This is a genomic window from Parabacteroides goldsteinii, from assembly GCF_020091425.1.
Classification (GTDB): domain Bacteria; phylum Bacteroidota; class Bacteroidia; order Bacteroidales; family Tannerellaceae; genus Parabacteroides; species Parabacteroides goldsteinii.
In genome coordinates this window covers 6,362,647-6,379,864 of record NZ_CP081906.1, presented here as the reverse complement: position 1 = coordinate 6,379,864, position 17,218 = coordinate 6,362,647, and the positions used below count along the sequence as shown (strand labels likewise).

Sequence of the window (17,218 nt, the reverse complement as noted above, 5' to 3'; positions counted from 1 at the left end):
CCTCCGTCAAAATCCAAACCTGGAAGTATCGACCGATTTATGTTCTTTAGCTTTATAGCCACCGAACTTATAAACGAACGAAACTGAAATGTTCCGGCTATCACGTCTCTGATTCATTATCAGGTGCTGGCCTTTATAATTTATTTTGGTATCCGGATTGAATGAATCGAACAGATCATTCGCTTTCAATTTCAATTCAGCTTTCTTTCCGGCAAAAGTCCATTTCAAACCGGCGTCTATCTTCCAGATGGGAGAAATATCATATATACCCTGTATAAAAGACGAAACATACATACTATTCAGTTCCAGACGAATATCCGGTTCCGAAAAGAGCTTGAAGGTATTGTTCATCATTGCGATTCCCCGGAATTTTGTCCGGTTAAAGCGAATAGCATGAAACGAATCGCAAACATCTTTGAGGATAGATCCGTCCAACGTAATCTGAGAATTCCAGAAACTGCCGACAGAGAAAGGAATTGTTGCCGTTGCGCCATAATTCTCTTCATAATCATAATTAATTGTCTGGTAAATCAATGCTAGTTTATCCGGGCTTTGGTAAGCCAATTGATTAAACAAATCTTTTATGTAGCTATAATACACATTAAACATATACTTATTCTTCAAAACATATGTCAGTTCTGCCGTATAATCGGTAGACGGCCGTAACGCCGGATTCCCCAAAAGCATTGCATACCCATTCATATAACTAACAGATTCCTGAATAGTCCAATACTCCGGATACGTCTTATCGGAAGAAAATCCCAACTGGAAGATATGGCTGTCGGAAAGGGCATAGCTTAACTGCATCGCAGGATAAACGGCCCACTTTTTATAATTCATTAATTTATAATACTCTCCGGCAACAGACAGAGATAAGGAAAGTTTGTCGTTGAAAGACTTTTCAACACCACCATAGAAATTATACGTTTCTTCTTTCAGATCTGTACAGGTATTCAGCCCCGACATATCGGAACCATCCTGCGGACGATAGATTTGCGAGCTTTTATCTTTGGCAAATGTAAAGTCGATGCCATAATTCAACTCCCAATCAGAAGGTAAAGTATGGGTCTGTCCGGCATATACATTCCAACGGTTGATTGTCTGGCTGGCATCAGCCAGAAACAATTGTTCGGAACTTTCTGTCTTATTTATATAATCCTGAGTGGACGGATAATTATAATAGGTATAATCGAGACCGACATTCAAACCCAGGGAAGAAGTATAATCCACATTTACATTATGCATTTGTTCATCACCCATTTTACTATTAGAGGATTCGGAAAAATTGCCTGAAGACTTTTCCACGGCCTTCCTGTTTGGAGTGATTGCAGAAGTATAAGCCATATTCAGATGATCATTTTCCGATAACTGATAATCTAATGCGGCGCGCATATTATGGGTCAGTCCGCAACGTTCTCCCTTATTATATTGTTCTATATCATATATTATATCTCCGATCTTATGATGAGATATAATATCATTATCAATAATCCTTTTCTGATAATCGGCAGAATAAAGAATATCAGCCGATAGTTTCTTTCCCACAAAGGAAAGATTCACATGTCCGCTTCCATTGGCATAACGGGCCTGCATGTACTCCGTTCCCACCTCACCGCGCACAAACGGTTCTTCCGATTTCGTGTTTTTCAGGACCAGGTTAATCACTGCTCCCCTAACACGATATTTTGCCGGTGCATTATACATCACTTCTGCTTTCGCCACATTAGATACAGGCATGTTTTTCAATAAATTGACTAACTGGTCATTCGTCATGGAAGAAGGTTTTCCATTCAATATGACCGTTACATTACCGGTACCGGCCAGGCTGATACTTTCATTCTGTTCCATAACTCCCGGCAGATGCAAGATGGATTCATACGCATTGCTGACTGTCGATTTTTCGGCCAATACTGACACATCATAAACCAACGCTCCGTTTTCAACCTTTACCTGCGGACGTTCACCTTTTATCACGACCTCGTTCAGTGCATAATCCTGTTCCTGCATCATTATGATTCCGGCATCCTCCCCTGAATATTCTTTTATTTGGGTCTGGTATAATAAATGCTGAAAAATTAAACGATACTTATCCGGGTGCTGTTTCAGCATAAAGTTACCGTCTATATCTGTTATGACAGCATCCACAAATGTAGAATCGATGGTCTGCATTACTACAGTTACTGATTCGACTGGTGCCTGTGAGGCATCAACTACTTTTCCTTTAACATCTTGCGCACCTGCCATCATTCTGATAAGCAATATACCGGCTGCTAATAAAAAACATTTACGTATCATATTCTCTCTATTTTAAATTCTTTACCTTTGATGCAGCAAAAGTAAAACAAGGCATTCCCGGACCGGGTTAATGCCGGGTTAATGTTAGGTTAACGGGAAAAAAGGGATGACGAAACATGAATAATAGACCGATTAAAATACTCACTCTGTGCGGATTACTGGCTATATTGGCTTTACAGGGTATCTGGCTGTTCACGACCTACTCGACCGTCAGGAATGAAACAATCAAGAAAAGTAATGAATTATTTAAGACCGCCGTCACGACTGAATTGCATATAAGAATGGATAACTATACGGATGAAGACGGTAATGATATATCGATCGAGAAAAATTTTCACATGGATCTAAGTGACAATATTGACTACAGTGATTATGCAGTCAATAAAGTTTATCTGTTTATACAGGAAACAATGGATACTCTTCTTCATGTGCCTGTGGCACTGGATAAACTGGATTCTATCTACCAGGTCCAGTTGGAACAAGCCAATATTCACACACAGACAACCTGCAACCTGGTCGACTCCACAGGTTCTGTTCTAAACAGTTCTGTTCCTGATTTTCAATTTCCGCATGATTATCAGGCATTACAAACAGATATAACATTCATCAAATCAGATAATAGTCAGGGACTTCAGGCTGTTTTAATCAATCCTTACTGGGCTGTTTTCCGTCAGATGGGACTGTTGCTGGTTGCAACAGGTCTTATCATGGTCTTTGTTGTCTACTGCATTCTTTACCAGATAAAAATTATCAGCAAACAAAATAAGATAGCCCGGATGAGAGAAGATTTCTCTTATGCCATGATACATGATATGAAAACCCCGCTCAGTTCCATCATCATGTGTGCCAACTTCCTGCATAGCGGACGACTGGACGATAAACCGGAGATAAAAGAGAAATACTTCACCATCATAGAAAACGAATCAGACCATCTGTTAATGTTGACCAATAAAGTGTTAACTCTTTCCAAACTGGAAAATCATAAACTGGAAATGGCCAAATCCACCATTGAACTGCAACCAATGATGGCCGACTTAAAAGAGAAGTTCACCACAAAGGCGACCAAACCGGTACATATCACAATTAATCTCCAGGCAGACACGGCATACGCCGATGATGAATTTATAAAAGAAGCCATCAGCAACCTGCTGGATAACTCCATCAAATATTCCGGAGAATCTGTCAATATAGATATCAGTTCACTGGTAACAGATAAATATACGCTTATCAAAGTACGGGATAACGGTATCGGAATCTCCGAAAAGGATATGAAAACGATTTTCGACAAGTTCGAACGCGCCTCTGCATCTTTGCGTACAAAATCGGGCGGAACAACCGGGTTCGGCCTGGGACTGAATTATGTATATCAGGTGATGGAAGCCCATGAAGGAAAAGTGATAGTAAACAGCCTGGAAGGTGAATTCAGTGAATTTACCTTATATATTCCACGAAAAACAACAGCATCATGATAAAGTTACTTTTAGTAGAAGACGACCCGACTTTATCCTATATCATACAAAGCGGATTACAGGATATCATCGGAGGATACGAAGTCATAACCGCCGGCAACGGCATGGAAGGTTTGCAAGCCTGGCAACAGCATCATCCGGATATTATCATTTCGGATATCGACATGCCTGTCATGAATGGTTTCCAGATGGTGGAACGCATCCGTGAAACAGACGGCGATACTCCAATCGTATTCGCTTCCGCCCTGACTTCCCCTAAAGATGTGAGGGAAGGCTACAAAATAGGTGTAAACAACTACATCAAAAAACCTTTTGTTCCCGATGAACTGGATGCCCATATTCATGGATTACTAAAAATGAAGGAGGGTACAAAGACACGGAATGAAAGCGGATTTTACAAAATCGGCCGTTATACGCTGGATGCAGAACATGCTTCCCTCCGCAATGATGAGACAAACGAGAAGAAAATACTGACTGTACGGGAAGCACAAATCCTACAACTTCTGGCAGAAAACAAAAACGAAACAATAAAACGGGAAGCAATCCTCAGCCGTTTCTGGAATACGGAAGACGATTATTTTGCATCACGCACATTAGATGTTTTTATAGCAAAACTTAGAAAACTCCTGGAAGATGACCCGCTTGTATTGATAAAAACGATAAGAGGGGTCGGATTGATGTTGGTGGATAAGTAAAGCAGAAAGATAAAAAGGGAGTCAAGCATAAAACTTAACTCCCTTTCCGCTCAGCAAATGTCGGGGTGAGAAGATTCGAACTTCCGACCACACGCCCCCCAGACGCGTACTCTAACCGGGCTGAGCTACACCCCGTTTTCTTTACGGCTGCAAAGGTAATATTTTTCCTTTATACACCAAAACTTTCGCGGTAAAAATCTAACGACTCCAGGATTTTTTCCTTTGTCACTGCCTGATTTATCTGAACCTCACCGATTTTAGACAAAAGGGTAAAGTTGATTATACCACCTTCATTCTTCTTATCATGGGTCATCAGTTCATATAAAGTTTCGTAATCTTTGCAATCGAAGATGAAAGCCGGATAATATTCTTTGATATACTGGATAACCTGGCTCAGATTGCTCGAAGGGAAACCGCATAGCTTGTGGGACAGATATAACTCGCTCACGATACCGGCAGCCACCGCATGACCGTGCAATAGAGGACGGTTCTTTTTGAAAGAAAGACTTTCGTAAGCATGTCCAATCGTATGGCCGAAGTTCAAAGCCTTGCGGATACCGTGTTCTTTCGGGTCCTCTGCCACGATACGTTCCTTAACGGCAACCGATTGCGCCACCATCTTATTCAGGAATGCATAATCCATCTTCTGGTCGAGGTCGAATAACATAACTGTCGCATAGGTATCCATCGAACTGATCAGCGCATGTTTAATCATTTCCGCATAGCCGGATAACAGGTTATCCCTATCCAGCGTACGAAGAAATTCACAATCGATAAACACGCATTCCGGCGGATAGAAAGAACCTATTTCGTTCTTTAATCCGTTGAAATTAATACCGGTCTTACCCCCCACGGCAGCATCGACCGAGGCCATCAGTGTTGTAGGGATATTGACCGTCTTCAACCCGCGCTTGAAAGTAGCACCGGCAAAACCGCCCATATCCGTCACCATGCCACCACCCAGGTTCACCAACAGCGAGTTACGGGAAGCCCCTTCATTGGAAAGGCGCATCCAGATATTCGACAAAGCCTCCAAACCTTTATGCGTATCACCGGCATCGACAGTTATTACCGGAGCCTCTTTGATTGCCGGCACATCCTGTATCAGCGGATAACACTTTTCCTGTGTATTTGTATCGGTAAGAATAAACAGTTTATCGTAATTCAGTGCTGCAAGGAATGCCTGTAAATCAGCTTTCAAATCCTTACTGATCACCACTTTTTGTTCGACCATATATTTTATTATTTTGCTTCTTAGGTTACAAAGGTATTATTTGTTATTCGATTATCAAAGATCAGCGCATATCAAAACAGCAAAAAAGCCGGCTATCCCACATGAGTTAGCCGGCATTGATCTTTTCACTTAGAGAAAATCCTACCAGGTAGGTCCGTCATGCCAATCGGCTTTTGCCCAGAATAAGACATCCGAATAATTGTCATATGCACCCACTTCATCCTGGAAGTGAATATTATAACTACGTTCTTTAGCAATATAGCGTAAACGGTTACAAGGATAAGGAGTAACGGCTGTTACATCGTGATCTTTTTCGTAATACATCCGTGGATAACCCGTACGACGCAAGTCACACCATTGTTCACCGCAATAAAGATAACTGAATGCGACCCATTTTTGCTCCAGGACTGCTTCCAGATTACCATCGGCATAAGGAGTTCCGTCAATATGGGTTAACCATCTTGCTTCAGCAAACTGATCGATCCAGGCATCATCATAAACAGATTGATCCGGATTAATCACATAACGTTGTTGTTTACCATTCAAATAGTCACTGTCACCATTATCCGTTTCCGTTACAGAACGACCATTCTGGTATTTGAACATAAACTTAATAGACTGCCTGATGCCTTCTTTGAAAGCGGCTTTTGCATCTCCGGTCACCCAGCCACGCTGGTAAACTTCAGCTTTTATAAACTGAATTTCAAAAGAAGAAATGATCTGATGATCCCAGTTTTTATTACCCCAGAAGAATCCGTTTCTACGTACACGAGAATAGTAACCTCTGTTCAAACGAGTAAAGAACATATCATTGAATGTATCATAATTTGTATTGGCAGAAGCCCCCCTGAATACAGTCGGAAGAGCGATACCAGTCTTTAAAGGATCACCTACTACCACTTCACTTTCTTTATCAGTCGGTTGTTCACCATTAGCGGTTGCCATACAGTACATCAATGGCAAACGGGGGTCATCCTGCCCTTCTACCCATACACCACCGTCACCGGCTTTTTGCATACGGTTGATCATCTCAGCACTTCCGGTTTGCAGGTTATGCCAGTCAAAACCTGATCCGCCTTCAATATCCAACGGACCGGAAGATTGACGTGCAATCTTGATATTCTGTTCAATATCCTCTACAATCGGATAATCACCTTCCAAAATCTCTTTCAAAATAGCCTGCCCTTTTGAAGCCAGAGGACCTTGTGTAGACACCCGCAAAGCTGCACGCAAACGGAGAGAGTTTACATAACGACGCCATAACGTCATATCACCCTTGTTGATAAAATCTTGTCCGCCAAAAGCAGAGGGCTTTTCTATTGCTGCAAATTTCTTGTCGATTTCACCCAGCCTGTCCAGGATCATTTCAAATAATTGCTGGCCATCTTCATAATGAGGATTGGCATAAGAGACATCGCCATTAAGAGCTACCAGACCAATTTCACTGAAAGGAATATCGTTGTATTCACTCAAAATGAAAATCATCATCCCGTACAGATGAGTTTCAGCAGCCAACAAATACCCTTCATTTTTTGGCTTCTCTTCCTCAGGCAGTGCATCATATACCTCCTGCATCTTCTTAAAATCGGTCACCATCGACGGATAGTTGTTATAAGGTTGTCCATAATCTTCATATTCATCATGATAATAAACACTTCCGCTCAAGGTAAATCCTAAAGAGTTGGATAATTTCCCCATCAACTGAGGATCATAACCGAAATAACGTCCATAAGTAGAACAAGCCCAATCGTTGGCCCTAAGCATACATCCGGACATCATTTTATCCAATGTCACCTCTGAAACCTTTGACGGATCTTTATATTTGCTGTCAAAATCATCTTCGCTACAACCATTAAATGTAACCATCGCTGCCAGCAAAGCCGAATATAGAAATATTTTTTTCATATTTTCCACGTATTAATTGTATTGTGATTAAAAAGTTGCGCGCAGAGAAACACCCACCGAACGTGTCGGAGAGGCAGAACCACCAATACTCAACTGGCTCTTCCAGTCTGTACCATTACTCGTTTCAGGATCGAAGTTAGGTATAGATTTATGGAAGTAGAATAAGTTACGACCGAATACCGACAAAGTCAGGTTCTTTATCGCAGCATGTTTGATCAAATCTTTCGAGAAGTTGTAAGACAAAGCAACTTCACGGAGTTTCCACCAATTATTCTTGAAGAATTGATACGTACCATTTGGTACTCCCGGAGCTGTTCCCCAAGCATTCTTCGACTGAATATAATCTTCATAAGCGATTACTTTGTCATTTTCTTTCCATCCTCCGTTTCCGTCAGAAACAACTCCATCCAGGATAATACCGGTCTGAGCAGCAAGACCATTGTTATAAGTATAAGGTAAGAATCCTTCCCCTTCACGATGCTCTGTTTCAGGATTAACACCAGTCGCCATGGTATAGCGATAGCAGTCGTTGGCGATATAGCCGCCAAAACGGAAGTCAGTCATAACATCCAATACAAAGCGCTTGTAAGCCACAGTAATACCCAAACCACCGACAACTTTAGGCATAGCATTACCGACAAACTCATAGTCTTGTGACATCACATAATTACCATCCGCATTAACAATGTTGCGACCTTTATACGGGCCATCTTCCACTGTTTGATTAATAGCAGCAAGGAAATCACCCATCGGACGTCCTACATAAGAGTAGTTCTTACCGACTTTGCTGGCAAAATCACCTGTTTCAATAAAATTAATACCTTCCACTAAAGATTCGATCTTATTCTTGTTGAAACCTAAGTTGGTTTTCAATTCCAGGCTGAAATCTTTCGTTTCTATCGGTGTACCATAAGCTGAAATTTCAATTCCCTTATTACTCATGACACCTGAGTTCACCCACATAGTTTCACTACCGCTGGACGGAGCCAAAGCTGTTTTCAACAACATATCAGTAATTTTCTTATTATAGTAAGATACTTCGAAGCCTGCACGGTTATTAAAAAATTTATTTTCGATACCGATTTCAAACTCTTTTGTCTTCTCAGGCTTCAGGTTTTCGTTACCCAAATTATTCGGGACCTGATTGTAGCTCCAGCCCGGACCACTACCAAATGTATACGCCATATTAGCAGCATATGCCTCCGGGGCATTACCTACAATACCATAAGATGCGCGAAATTTACCATAACTATACCAGAAAGGCATGTTGTCTCTGAAAGCATCGGTATATAAAAAACTCAAACTTCCGGAAGGATAGAAATAACTGCGGCTATTCTTGGGCAGTGTAGAAGACTTTTCCTGACGCCCTGTCAAATCCAGGAATAAAAAATCATTATAAGAAAGGCCGATTGTTTCCAACCAGGCAGTCTTCAGTAACTCCATATTGCGTTCGTTGTCATTACCAATATTGATCGTCTTATAGGAGTTACCGATCATAAATGTATTTTCAATCATCAAACCACCGTTTGTTCCAACCTGCAAACTGTTCATCTTTTCAGAACGAGCCTGCCAACCTACAGCGGCTGTCAAATTGAATTTGTCATTCAACCGTTTATCAAACATCAACATGATGTCACCATAAGTCACCTGATAAAACTTTGACAAAGTAGAATAGCTACCGCTGGATTCACTTGTACTAGCTGCGGAAGGGAATGTCGTATTACTTTTATCTGTCATTTTCGAAGAAGTGTAGTCGGTGGAAAGACGTCCTTTAGCTGTCAGGAACGGAAAGATTTTCCAGGTCGGAGCCACACTGGCTATCAAACGCTGTTCCAGTTCATCGCTCTCATGTTCATTGGTATCCCACAAAATATCACGCACACCTTTTGTAAAACTACCGTCCGAACCATATTTGAAAGCCTCATCAGGAGTCGGACCGGAACCTTTATCATCATTTTTATACCCCAGGCTTGTCTTATACATTTGTTTCATTAAAGGGATATCCAGGAATGCACCGAACATGTTATCGAAACCTCCATACATACCGATAGAAGCCTGCGCACGGTTTACTACATGTTGGGAAATATAGTTGGCTGTATAATCCAAAGACAGTTTGTCATTGAACTTCAAATTACCCACCAAACTAAAATTGTGTTTGCTATACGAACCGGTCAAAGCAGTAGGAGTTTCCAACAGTGTTGTATAAGAGAAACGGTTGGAGGAATTTTCACTACCTTGATTGATAGCGATATTGTAAGTCTGGTCAGTACCGGTACGGAACAATTGTTTCCACGGATTCGAAGAAATCGGAGAATATGCGCGGGTGGATCCGTCGATATACAATACTTCCCTGCCATCATAAGCAGGCCCCCATTGATAAGAGTTATAAGCAGGATACAATTTGCCGGTTGCTGCATCTTTTCTGAAACCACCGTTTGCTATCATATCTGCCGTCCAGTCGGCATTACCTGTACCAGGACCATATGTGGTCTGTATTTCAGGAACATAAGCAACTATATTAGCCTGAAATGTAGCGTTAACGTCTACAGTAACGCCAGCACCTTTGGCTTTCTTACTTGTGATAATGATAGCACCGTTAGCAGCTTCCGAACCGTAAAGAGCAGTAGCGGCAGCACCTTTCAGGATGGTTAGCTGGTCGATATCTTCGGGGTTAATGTCAGTCAAACCATTGGAACGCACACTCCCCATCTGTGTACTTCCCAATCCGATATTAGAGAAATCAGAACTATTACTGCTACCTGTACCGGAATTACCATTACGGATAGGTACACCATTTAAGATAACCAGCGGCTGTGTATTTCCATTGATGGAAGACAAACCACGGACAGTAATGGAAACACCACCGGCTGCACCACCTTGCGTGTTTTGAATTCGTACACCGGAAGCTTTACCATATAAAGCTGTAGCAAAATTTGGAGTACCCGCTTTGATCAAATCGTCTGATTTAATCGTGGTTACTGAGTAACCCAATTTTTTACTTTCTTTAGCAATACCCAAAGCGGTCACAACCACTTCACCTAAAGCCTGGGAATCTTCAACCAGCGTGACATCTAATGTAGCTTGTCCTGTATAAGGAATTTCCTGAGCTACATACCCCAAATAGGTTATTCGGATAATAGCTCCCTTTTTTAAACCTGATAATGTAAAGCGACCATCAGAATCGGTCACTACACCGTTATGGGTTCCTTTAACTTCAACTGCTGCTCCGATAACGGGGCCCAGTTCATCCATGACTGTACCTGTAATCCGTCCGCTTTGCTGCGCTACGGCTTCGATACCACTTTTGGGAGCCAGTTCTGCCATCATACTTCCCGGGAACGACAGAGCGAAAGCAGCCAAAACCAATTGTAATCGGTAATAGGTCTTCATTTAATACTAGTTACGTTAACAAAATTAATAATAAATAAAATAAACTCGCACTGAAATAAAAAACACTCGCTCAAAATCTCCTTTTACTACATCTGAATGATGCAAATATAATTATTTTTTCGTATTTATTAAATACACACCTATTGTTTTTATCACGTTTTAAATTATTAATACACCAGTAAGAGATATCAAAAGCACATATCAAACAGATAAATTAAACCAATATTTACACAAAAAGGACACTTCTTTTAACAAAGTGCCCTCTCTATAAAAACTCGTGTGTCTATCTGATTTTGGTTTTATATTTACTAACGTTATTAATAGCTACCTTTTATAATAGTAGCGCTCAGCGACTCATCTCCATCCACGATTTTATCGTCACCATTGAAAGAACGAAGTTTCCAGAAATAATAGCAATCAGCGCCGCTACCCACAATACAGAAGACACCAATAAAAAAGCAGACATCATTTCCTGTACAAAGACCATGTATAAAAGGAAGTAAACCAATCAGAACAAACGGAGTCAGCAACGCTATCCGGTAATATTTCAAAAGCAGCGGTTTCTTCACCAGAAATCCTAATGACTTCCAGTCCGTGTTCCAATGGAGCGCCCGGCGATCTTTTCCGGTAAACCAATACAGCAAACCATATTGAAGCAAGGTATATACTAAACAACAAAGAGCCATAATAATTGCACCTTTTACAGATAAAGCCTGTAGCCTGGCAATGTTTCCCAGTTCATATCCGGCGCCATAACTCGAGCCATCTCCCCAAATATAATTGAACAATACAACTGCGCCTACGACAAAAAAAAACAGATAGAGCAATATCGTTATATTTACCCGGGCCGCACTCACTTTCACCTCTACGCCTTCCGAATGAGCGTATCCTTCCAAATTCATTTCTTTTGTTTCCATATCGTTTGTTTTTATTTGATTTCTACATTGCAAAGATACAGAGGAACAAAGAAACGGAATGTTATCCCAACGTTATCTTTACGTTAAGATGGAAAGCGAAGGGTGCCGGAAAAATGAAATTACCTATCTTTGCCAATGAAATCAAAGTATTATGACGAAATCATTCTACATTATATCATCGGCTGTCACCTCCTTAATCGTCCTTTTCCTTATCGGGCAATGGATCGGGCGAAGTTATTCACTGACAAAAGAACAACTGGCACGACAGCTACACGAATCTTTCTGCCACGCTACCGAACAATATGAGACAGACAAAACAAAATTCCTTCCCGCCCTCTTCCGGGAAGAACTCGACAAACGCCATCTCGACAAACTGGCGTTTCGCATAGATACGGTATCCCTGGACAGCCCTGCTGCGGTACAACGGGAGAATATCCGCTATTTCACAGATTACAACCGCCTGTTCAACGAACGGCACACTTTTGTTTTCCCGGTCAGTGAGACACAAGGCGTACAGGCATACATTAAAAATCCGCGGGCAGGTTCTATCGGCAAACTGCTCTACTTTTTCTTCGGAACGACTATTGCGCTGGGGATCCTGCTGATCTGTATCCGGAAGCAAATCAAAATTATCAAACAACAGGACGAGATCGCACGAATACGGGAAGACTTCTCCTATGCGATGATCCACGATATGAAAACACCTCTCAGCTCGATCCTGATGGGTGCCCGTATCCTCCGAAGCGGAAAGCTGGACGGAAAACCGGAGAAGAAAGAGAAATACTTCGACATCCTGGAAGAAGAAGCACAACATCTGCTGGCCCTGACCAACAAAGTGCTGACCATCTCCAAGCTGGAACACGGACAATTACTGCTTGAAAAAAGCCTGATCCCTATCCGCCCGATGTTGGAGGAACTGACACAGTTATTCACTGCCAAGACGAATAAAACCGTCACTTTCCTGTTAAACATAGAAGCGGAAGACATATTTGCGGATGAAGAATATCTGAAGGAGGCGGTCAGCAACCTGATAGACAATGCGATCAAATACTCCGGGGAGGCGATCGAAATACAGATCACTTCCTGCCGGTATAACCAATTCACACAAATCAAGGTAAAAGACAACGGGATCGGTATTTCTCTTGCTGCACAAAACCATATATTCGACAAGTTCGAACGGGCTTCGATCAACCGGAGCAATGCTGCCGATGGTGTTACAGGTTTCGGCCTGGGACTGAATTATGTCATGAACGTCACCCGCTCGCACGGCGGCTATGTCAGCGTCGAAAGCCAGGAAGGAAAATACAGTGAATTTACCATCTCATTACCAGTATCCACCACAGAAGAAACAACAGTATGATCAAATTATTATTAGTAGAAGACGATGCCAACCTGAGTTATATCATTCAGGGAGGATTGGAAGATATGATAGGCGGTTATGAGGTGATCATCGCCTGCAACGGGAAAGAAGGCCTGGAGAAATACCGGCAGGTAAAACCGGACATTATCGTTGCCGACATCGAAATGCCGGTCATGGATGGCTACGAAATGGTACGCCGTATCCGGGAGACAGACAGAGAGCTCCCGATCCTTTTCTCATCCGCCCGTGTTTCACCGAAAGACGTGGTAAAAGGGTATGAACTGGGAGTGGACAATTATGTCAAAAAGCCTTTCCTGCCGGAAGAACTGGATGCACATGTCCGCGCGTTGCTCCGCATGAAGCAAGGGAATACGGAAAAAGTTAAAAACCAGACATGGACAATAGGCGGATATACATTGGATCCGGCACAGGCGACCTTGCACCATATCTCCGGAAGCAGCCACTTGCTGACACCCCGTGAGAACGGGATACTGGAACTATTATTTCGTAAACCGGGAGAAATTATCCGCCGTGAAATCATTTTAGACAAATTCTGGAATACGGAAGACGATTACTTTGCTTCCCGCAGCCTGGATGTCTTCGTCACGAAGCTCCGCAAACTATTGTCACAAGACGAAAAAGTCAGTATCAAAACGATAAGGGGGACTGGTCTGATGATCACGATATCCTGACCTACCAGGCAAGAAGTCAGGACATTAGTAATAAATATTCCTGACTTTGAGTAATTTCTCATATATTTCCACTAAGTTTAACCCTGATTTTAATCATATATATCCCATATATCTTTATTATGTCATACTATTAAATTTAAACGAACCATGAAGAAAGTTTTCCTATTCCTGAGTCTCTGCCTGTTGGTCGTGTCATTCACCAACGATGCCGCCGCGCAGCAACAGAAACCACGTATCGGCGTTGCCGGTATACAAATCGAGAACAGCGTATTTATGCCCAACAGGCAACCGATAGTCGGAAGGCCGCTCACGTTGCCGGATTATTTGAGTCCGGATTCCGCCATGGGGCAGGCCGCAACATGGCTTCCCTCCCTGATGGGCCGTGGCGGTGGCCGCGGACCGGTTACGAAAGAATCATACGACGCCTTTGTCAACGAAGCACTTGAAATAATAAAGGCGAACATGCCTTACGATGCTTTCTGGTTTTACAATCACGGGGCATGCAGCGTGGATGGAGTAGCCGATCCGGAGGGTGAGTTTATGGAAAAAGTCCGCAGCGTTATCGGCAACGACGTCCTTGTTACGACCACTATGGACCTTCACGGCAATGCCTCCTGGCTCGTAGCCCTTAACTCCGACCTGATTACAACTTACCGCAAAGCTCCTCACGATGATTCACGTGAATCGCATCGTCGTGGCGTAGTCAATCTGCTGGATCGACTAACCTCCGGTAAAGGACGTCCAGCTTATAAAGCATGGGTAGCCGTTCCGGTATTAGTTTCCGGAGAATGGTCGAGTACGCGTGCCGAACCAGCCAAATCACTTTATGCCATGGTTCCCGAAGTTGAAGCAATGCCGGGCGTAATAGATGCAGGTATCTGGATCGGTTATGTGTGGGGAGACGACCGGCGCAACCAGGGAGTTGTGATGGTTTACGGTGACGACAAAGCACAGGTAGAAGCAGGCGCAAAGAAACTGGCGCAAAAATTCTGGGATGTCCGCCGCCAGTTCACATTGGAAGCTCCGGGGCATCCGCTCGAAAAATGTCTCGATCTGGCCCTGGCCAGCGACAAGAAGCCTTTCTTTATCAGCGATATGGGCGACAACCCCGGTGGTGGCGGTTCAGGCGAAGTTACATGGACATTAGCACGGGTATTGAAGCGTCCGGAACTTCAATCTCCAAACGGCAAAAGCCTGCTTTACTGTTCTATTCCGGGAAGCGAGATGGTTGAAGCCGCACGCAAGGCTGGTGTAGGCGGCCATGCAGAAGGACAGGTAGGAGCTATGACAGACAATGCTTATGAACCTCCTGTCTGGTTATCCGGCACGGTAATGTATGTTAGTCCCGCTCAGGATCAGAACCAGACCTCCGAATCTCCATACAGAAGACGCAGCGATATCGCTATCATCAAAACAGGAAGTATTTATGTCGTCGTGGGAACTTCTTCCCCCACACCCAACCTGGAAGGTACCGGGATAGATCCCCGTGAAATGGATATTGTAATGGTGAAACAGGGTTACCTGGTAAACCAATGGTATAATATGAAAGCAGACTGGGTGATGGCTCTGACCCGCGGTGGAGTGGATCAGGATTTCAAAAGCATTCCGTATAAGAACATCGTCCGGCCTATGTTCCCATTAGACCCAGATATGCCGGACCCGGAACTGAATGTTATATTTGTTCCCTCGGCAAAACATTTGTACGGAAGATAAACACCTACATAGTTAGTAAGACATAAAAACCGTTCACCTGTCACCTTTTAGTCAATAAACAACTGGAATAAAATACATTAAACGGCAATTATCAGGGTGAATGGTTTGCCAAAAAGGTGAATGGTTACCTGCAACCGTTCACCTTTGCCTACTAACACTTCTCCAATAATAAACTACTCAAAAATCAATAACCTATTAAGACAAAAGAAACAATCAACTGCCTTATTCACCCAGGTCGGTAAGTTTTTCGATAATGGTCAGTAAGCTTAACGACCTACGTCGACAAGCTTAACGACAGCCATCTTTATATTTATAGGTAATATGTTTCAGACTAATAGAAAAGAGATTGATAGTTAGTTTCCAATAGGTTTACTGTTAATATCCGGTATACAAGAAAAAATCAGCAAAGTACTCCGATGATTCGGGACTTTGCTGATTCAATATCGTGTGAATAGATTACAATTCGTTTATGTCTTCAACAGACAGGCCGGTGCACTGGGCAATTATCTCAATATTAACTCCCTGATTTTTTAAGTTGGCAGCAATTTGACGTTGTCCTTCGGCTTTTCCTTCAAGTTTGCCTTTTTTCATGCCTTTCACCTCTGCTTCCTCTACCGCATATTCCAGCGTATTGCGCCAGTCACGGTAAATCTTCAGGTTCTCATCGTAAACTGCCCGTTCGTGAGGAGTCATTGCATTCAGGTTTGCTACATCGAGCAGGCGTTTGAAAGCATCATTTTTCTCCTTAAACGGAGACATATCAAATAAATTCATATTCTTCAATATATAAACCATATTCTCAAGAGGCGTTTTGCATTCCTCTTCTCTTAGATTGAACAGATCGAACGACAGATAAATCTGTTTCAGTTTGACCTCGCCAAAAGTTTTCCCTGTCGCCTCATTGGCCAGCACCACATCGGTGCGCCAACTCTGAAATTCAGGCAGACTAAAGTTCAACAGGTAGATGCCATATACCGGAAGCAAGCTATACTTCCAGTCAGCTCCGCTCTCTCCCTGACGAGAGACTAGTCGACAAATATAATAAAATCCACGGTTAAAGAAATAATGTTGGGGACAATTCTGCATTTCAAGTACAAATTTGCTCCCGTCCGCATCTTCGCAAAGGAGATCGAAGATCACCGTGCGCTGTTCTATTACTTCCGGTTGGATTTCTTTATCGAGATAGGTCAGGTCTTTTACCCAGCGTTCACCCTCGAGCGTGGCGTTGATAAAGTCGATTGCTACCTGCTTTTCACCGAATACGGTCTTAAAAGCCTTGTCGAGCATGATGTTCACATACTTTTCCATAAGTCAATAGTTTTAGTTGTTTTATTACCCGATAGCAGGTAACGGGACAAATGTAGGCAATATTTTATTTATTCCAACAGTGGAGAATACCTTTTTTTGATTCACAGTCAGAAATAAGTAAACCCTCCTCTTTCCCTTCAAAGAAAAGGCGATTCAATTCTTAGCAGAAAAGGTGAATGGTTGTTAGCAGCCATTCACCTTTTCCACAAACCTTTCACCCCCGCTATTCACCGTCAAACA

Annotated in this window: 11 protein-coding genes and 1 tRNA gene; 5 read left to right on the top strand and 7 right to left on the bottom strand. The window is 42.6% G+C overall.

All coding sequences use genetic code 11. The features are described from left to right. Nucleotides 1–6 precede the first annotated feature (6 nt). A complete protein-coding gene (locus tag K6V26_RS26170) occupies nucleotides 7–2,295 on the bottom strand; it encodes an outer membrane beta-barrel family protein (protein WP_224264256.1) in 2,289 nt (762 codons plus the stop codon). A 116-nt stretch (nucleotides 2,296–2,411) separates the two neighbouring features. On the opposite strand from K6V26_RS26170, the gene K6V26_RS26165 reads away from it, so the two are divergent. Next, nucleotides 2,412–3,764 (top strand): sensor histidine kinase, encoded by a 1,353-nt coding sequence (locus tag K6V26_RS26165; protein ID WP_224264255.1) that lies wholly within the window; start codon nucleotides 2,412–2,414, stop codon nucleotides 3,762–3,764. Continuing rightward, nucleotides 3,761–4,459, top strand: coding sequence for a response regulator transcription factor (locus K6V26_RS26160; protein ID WP_009859806.1), 699 nt, complete (start codon nucleotides 3,761–3,763; stop codon nucleotides 4,457–4,459). Before K6V26_RS26165 ends, K6V26_RS26160 begins: the two co-directional genes overlap by 4 nt. A 60-nt stretch (nucleotides 4,460–4,519) precedes the next feature. Here the strand turns inward: K6V26_RS26160 and K6V26_RS26155 are convergent. From K6V26_RS26155 to K6V26_RS26135, 5 genes are all read right to left on the bottom strand, one after another. After that, a tRNA-Pro gene (locus K6V26_RS26155) sits at nucleotides 4,520–4,594 on the bottom strand. A gap of 34 nt (nucleotides 4,595–4,628) precedes the next feature. Beyond that, nucleotides 4,629–5,693 (bottom strand): 3-dehydroquinate synthase, encoded by a 1,065-nt coding sequence (aroB, locus tag K6V26_RS26150; RefSeq protein WP_224264254.1) that lies wholly within the window; start codon nucleotides 5,691–5,693, stop codon nucleotides 4,629–4,631. 141 nt (nucleotides 5,694–5,834) lie between these two features. Next, a complete protein-coding gene (locus K6V26_RS26145; protein WP_122328775.1) occupies nucleotides 5,835–7,598 on the bottom strand; it encodes a SusD/RagB family nutrient-binding outer membrane lipoprotein in 1,764 nt (587 codons plus the stop codon). Between the two features lie 27 nt (nucleotides 7,599–7,625). Continuing rightward, nucleotides 7,626–10,988, bottom strand: a complete 3,363-nt coding sequence (locus K6V26_RS26140) for a SusC/RagA family TonB-linked outer membrane protein (protein ID WP_224264253.1) — start codon at nucleotides 10,986–10,988, stop codon at nucleotides 7,626–7,628. A gap of 317 nt (nucleotides 10,989–11,305) precedes the next feature. Further along, complete coding sequence (locus K6V26_RS26135; protein ID WP_224264252.1) at nucleotides 11,306–11,905, bottom strand: DUF3267 domain-containing protein; 600 nt, start codon at nucleotides 11,903–11,905, stop codon at nucleotides 11,306–11,308. A 151-nt stretch (nucleotides 11,906–12,056) separates the two neighbouring features. Here K6V26_RS26135 and K6V26_RS26130 point away from each other — a divergent pair, with 151 nt between their 5' ends. The 3 genes from K6V26_RS26130 (at nucleotide 12,057) to K6V26_RS26120 (ending at nucleotide 15,670) form a co-directional block, all read left to right on the top strand. Further along, entirely contained in the window at nucleotides 12,057–13,265 is a 1,209-nt protein-coding gene (locus tag K6V26_RS26130) for a sensor histidine kinase (RefSeq protein WP_010800719.1), read from the top strand. Next, nucleotides 13,262–13,957 carry a response regulator transcription factor gene (locus tag K6V26_RS26125; protein WP_224264251.1) on the top strand — a complete coding sequence of 232 codons (696 nt, stop codon included), beginning with the start codon at nucleotides 13,262–13,264 and terminating at the stop codon, nucleotides 13,955–13,957. The genes K6V26_RS26130 and K6V26_RS26125 overlap by 4 nt, the downstream gene beginning before the upstream one ends. A gap of 147 nt (nucleotides 13,958–14,104) precedes the next feature. Continuing rightward, on the top strand, nucleotides 14,105–15,670 hold the full coding sequence (locus tag K6V26_RS26120; protein WP_224264250.1) for a M81 family metallopeptidase: 1,566 nt from the start codon (nucleotides 14,105–14,107) through the stop codon (nucleotides 15,668–15,670). A 456-nt stretch (nucleotides 15,671–16,126) separates the two neighbouring features. Here the strand turns inward: K6V26_RS26120 and K6V26_RS26115 are convergent, their stop codons facing one another. After that, a complete protein-coding gene (locus K6V26_RS26115; protein ID WP_224264249.1) occupies nucleotides 16,127–16,978 on the bottom strand; it encodes an Rpn family recombination-promoting nuclease/putative transposase in 852 nt (283 codons plus the stop codon). Nucleotides 16,979–17,218: the final 240 nt, after the last annotated feature.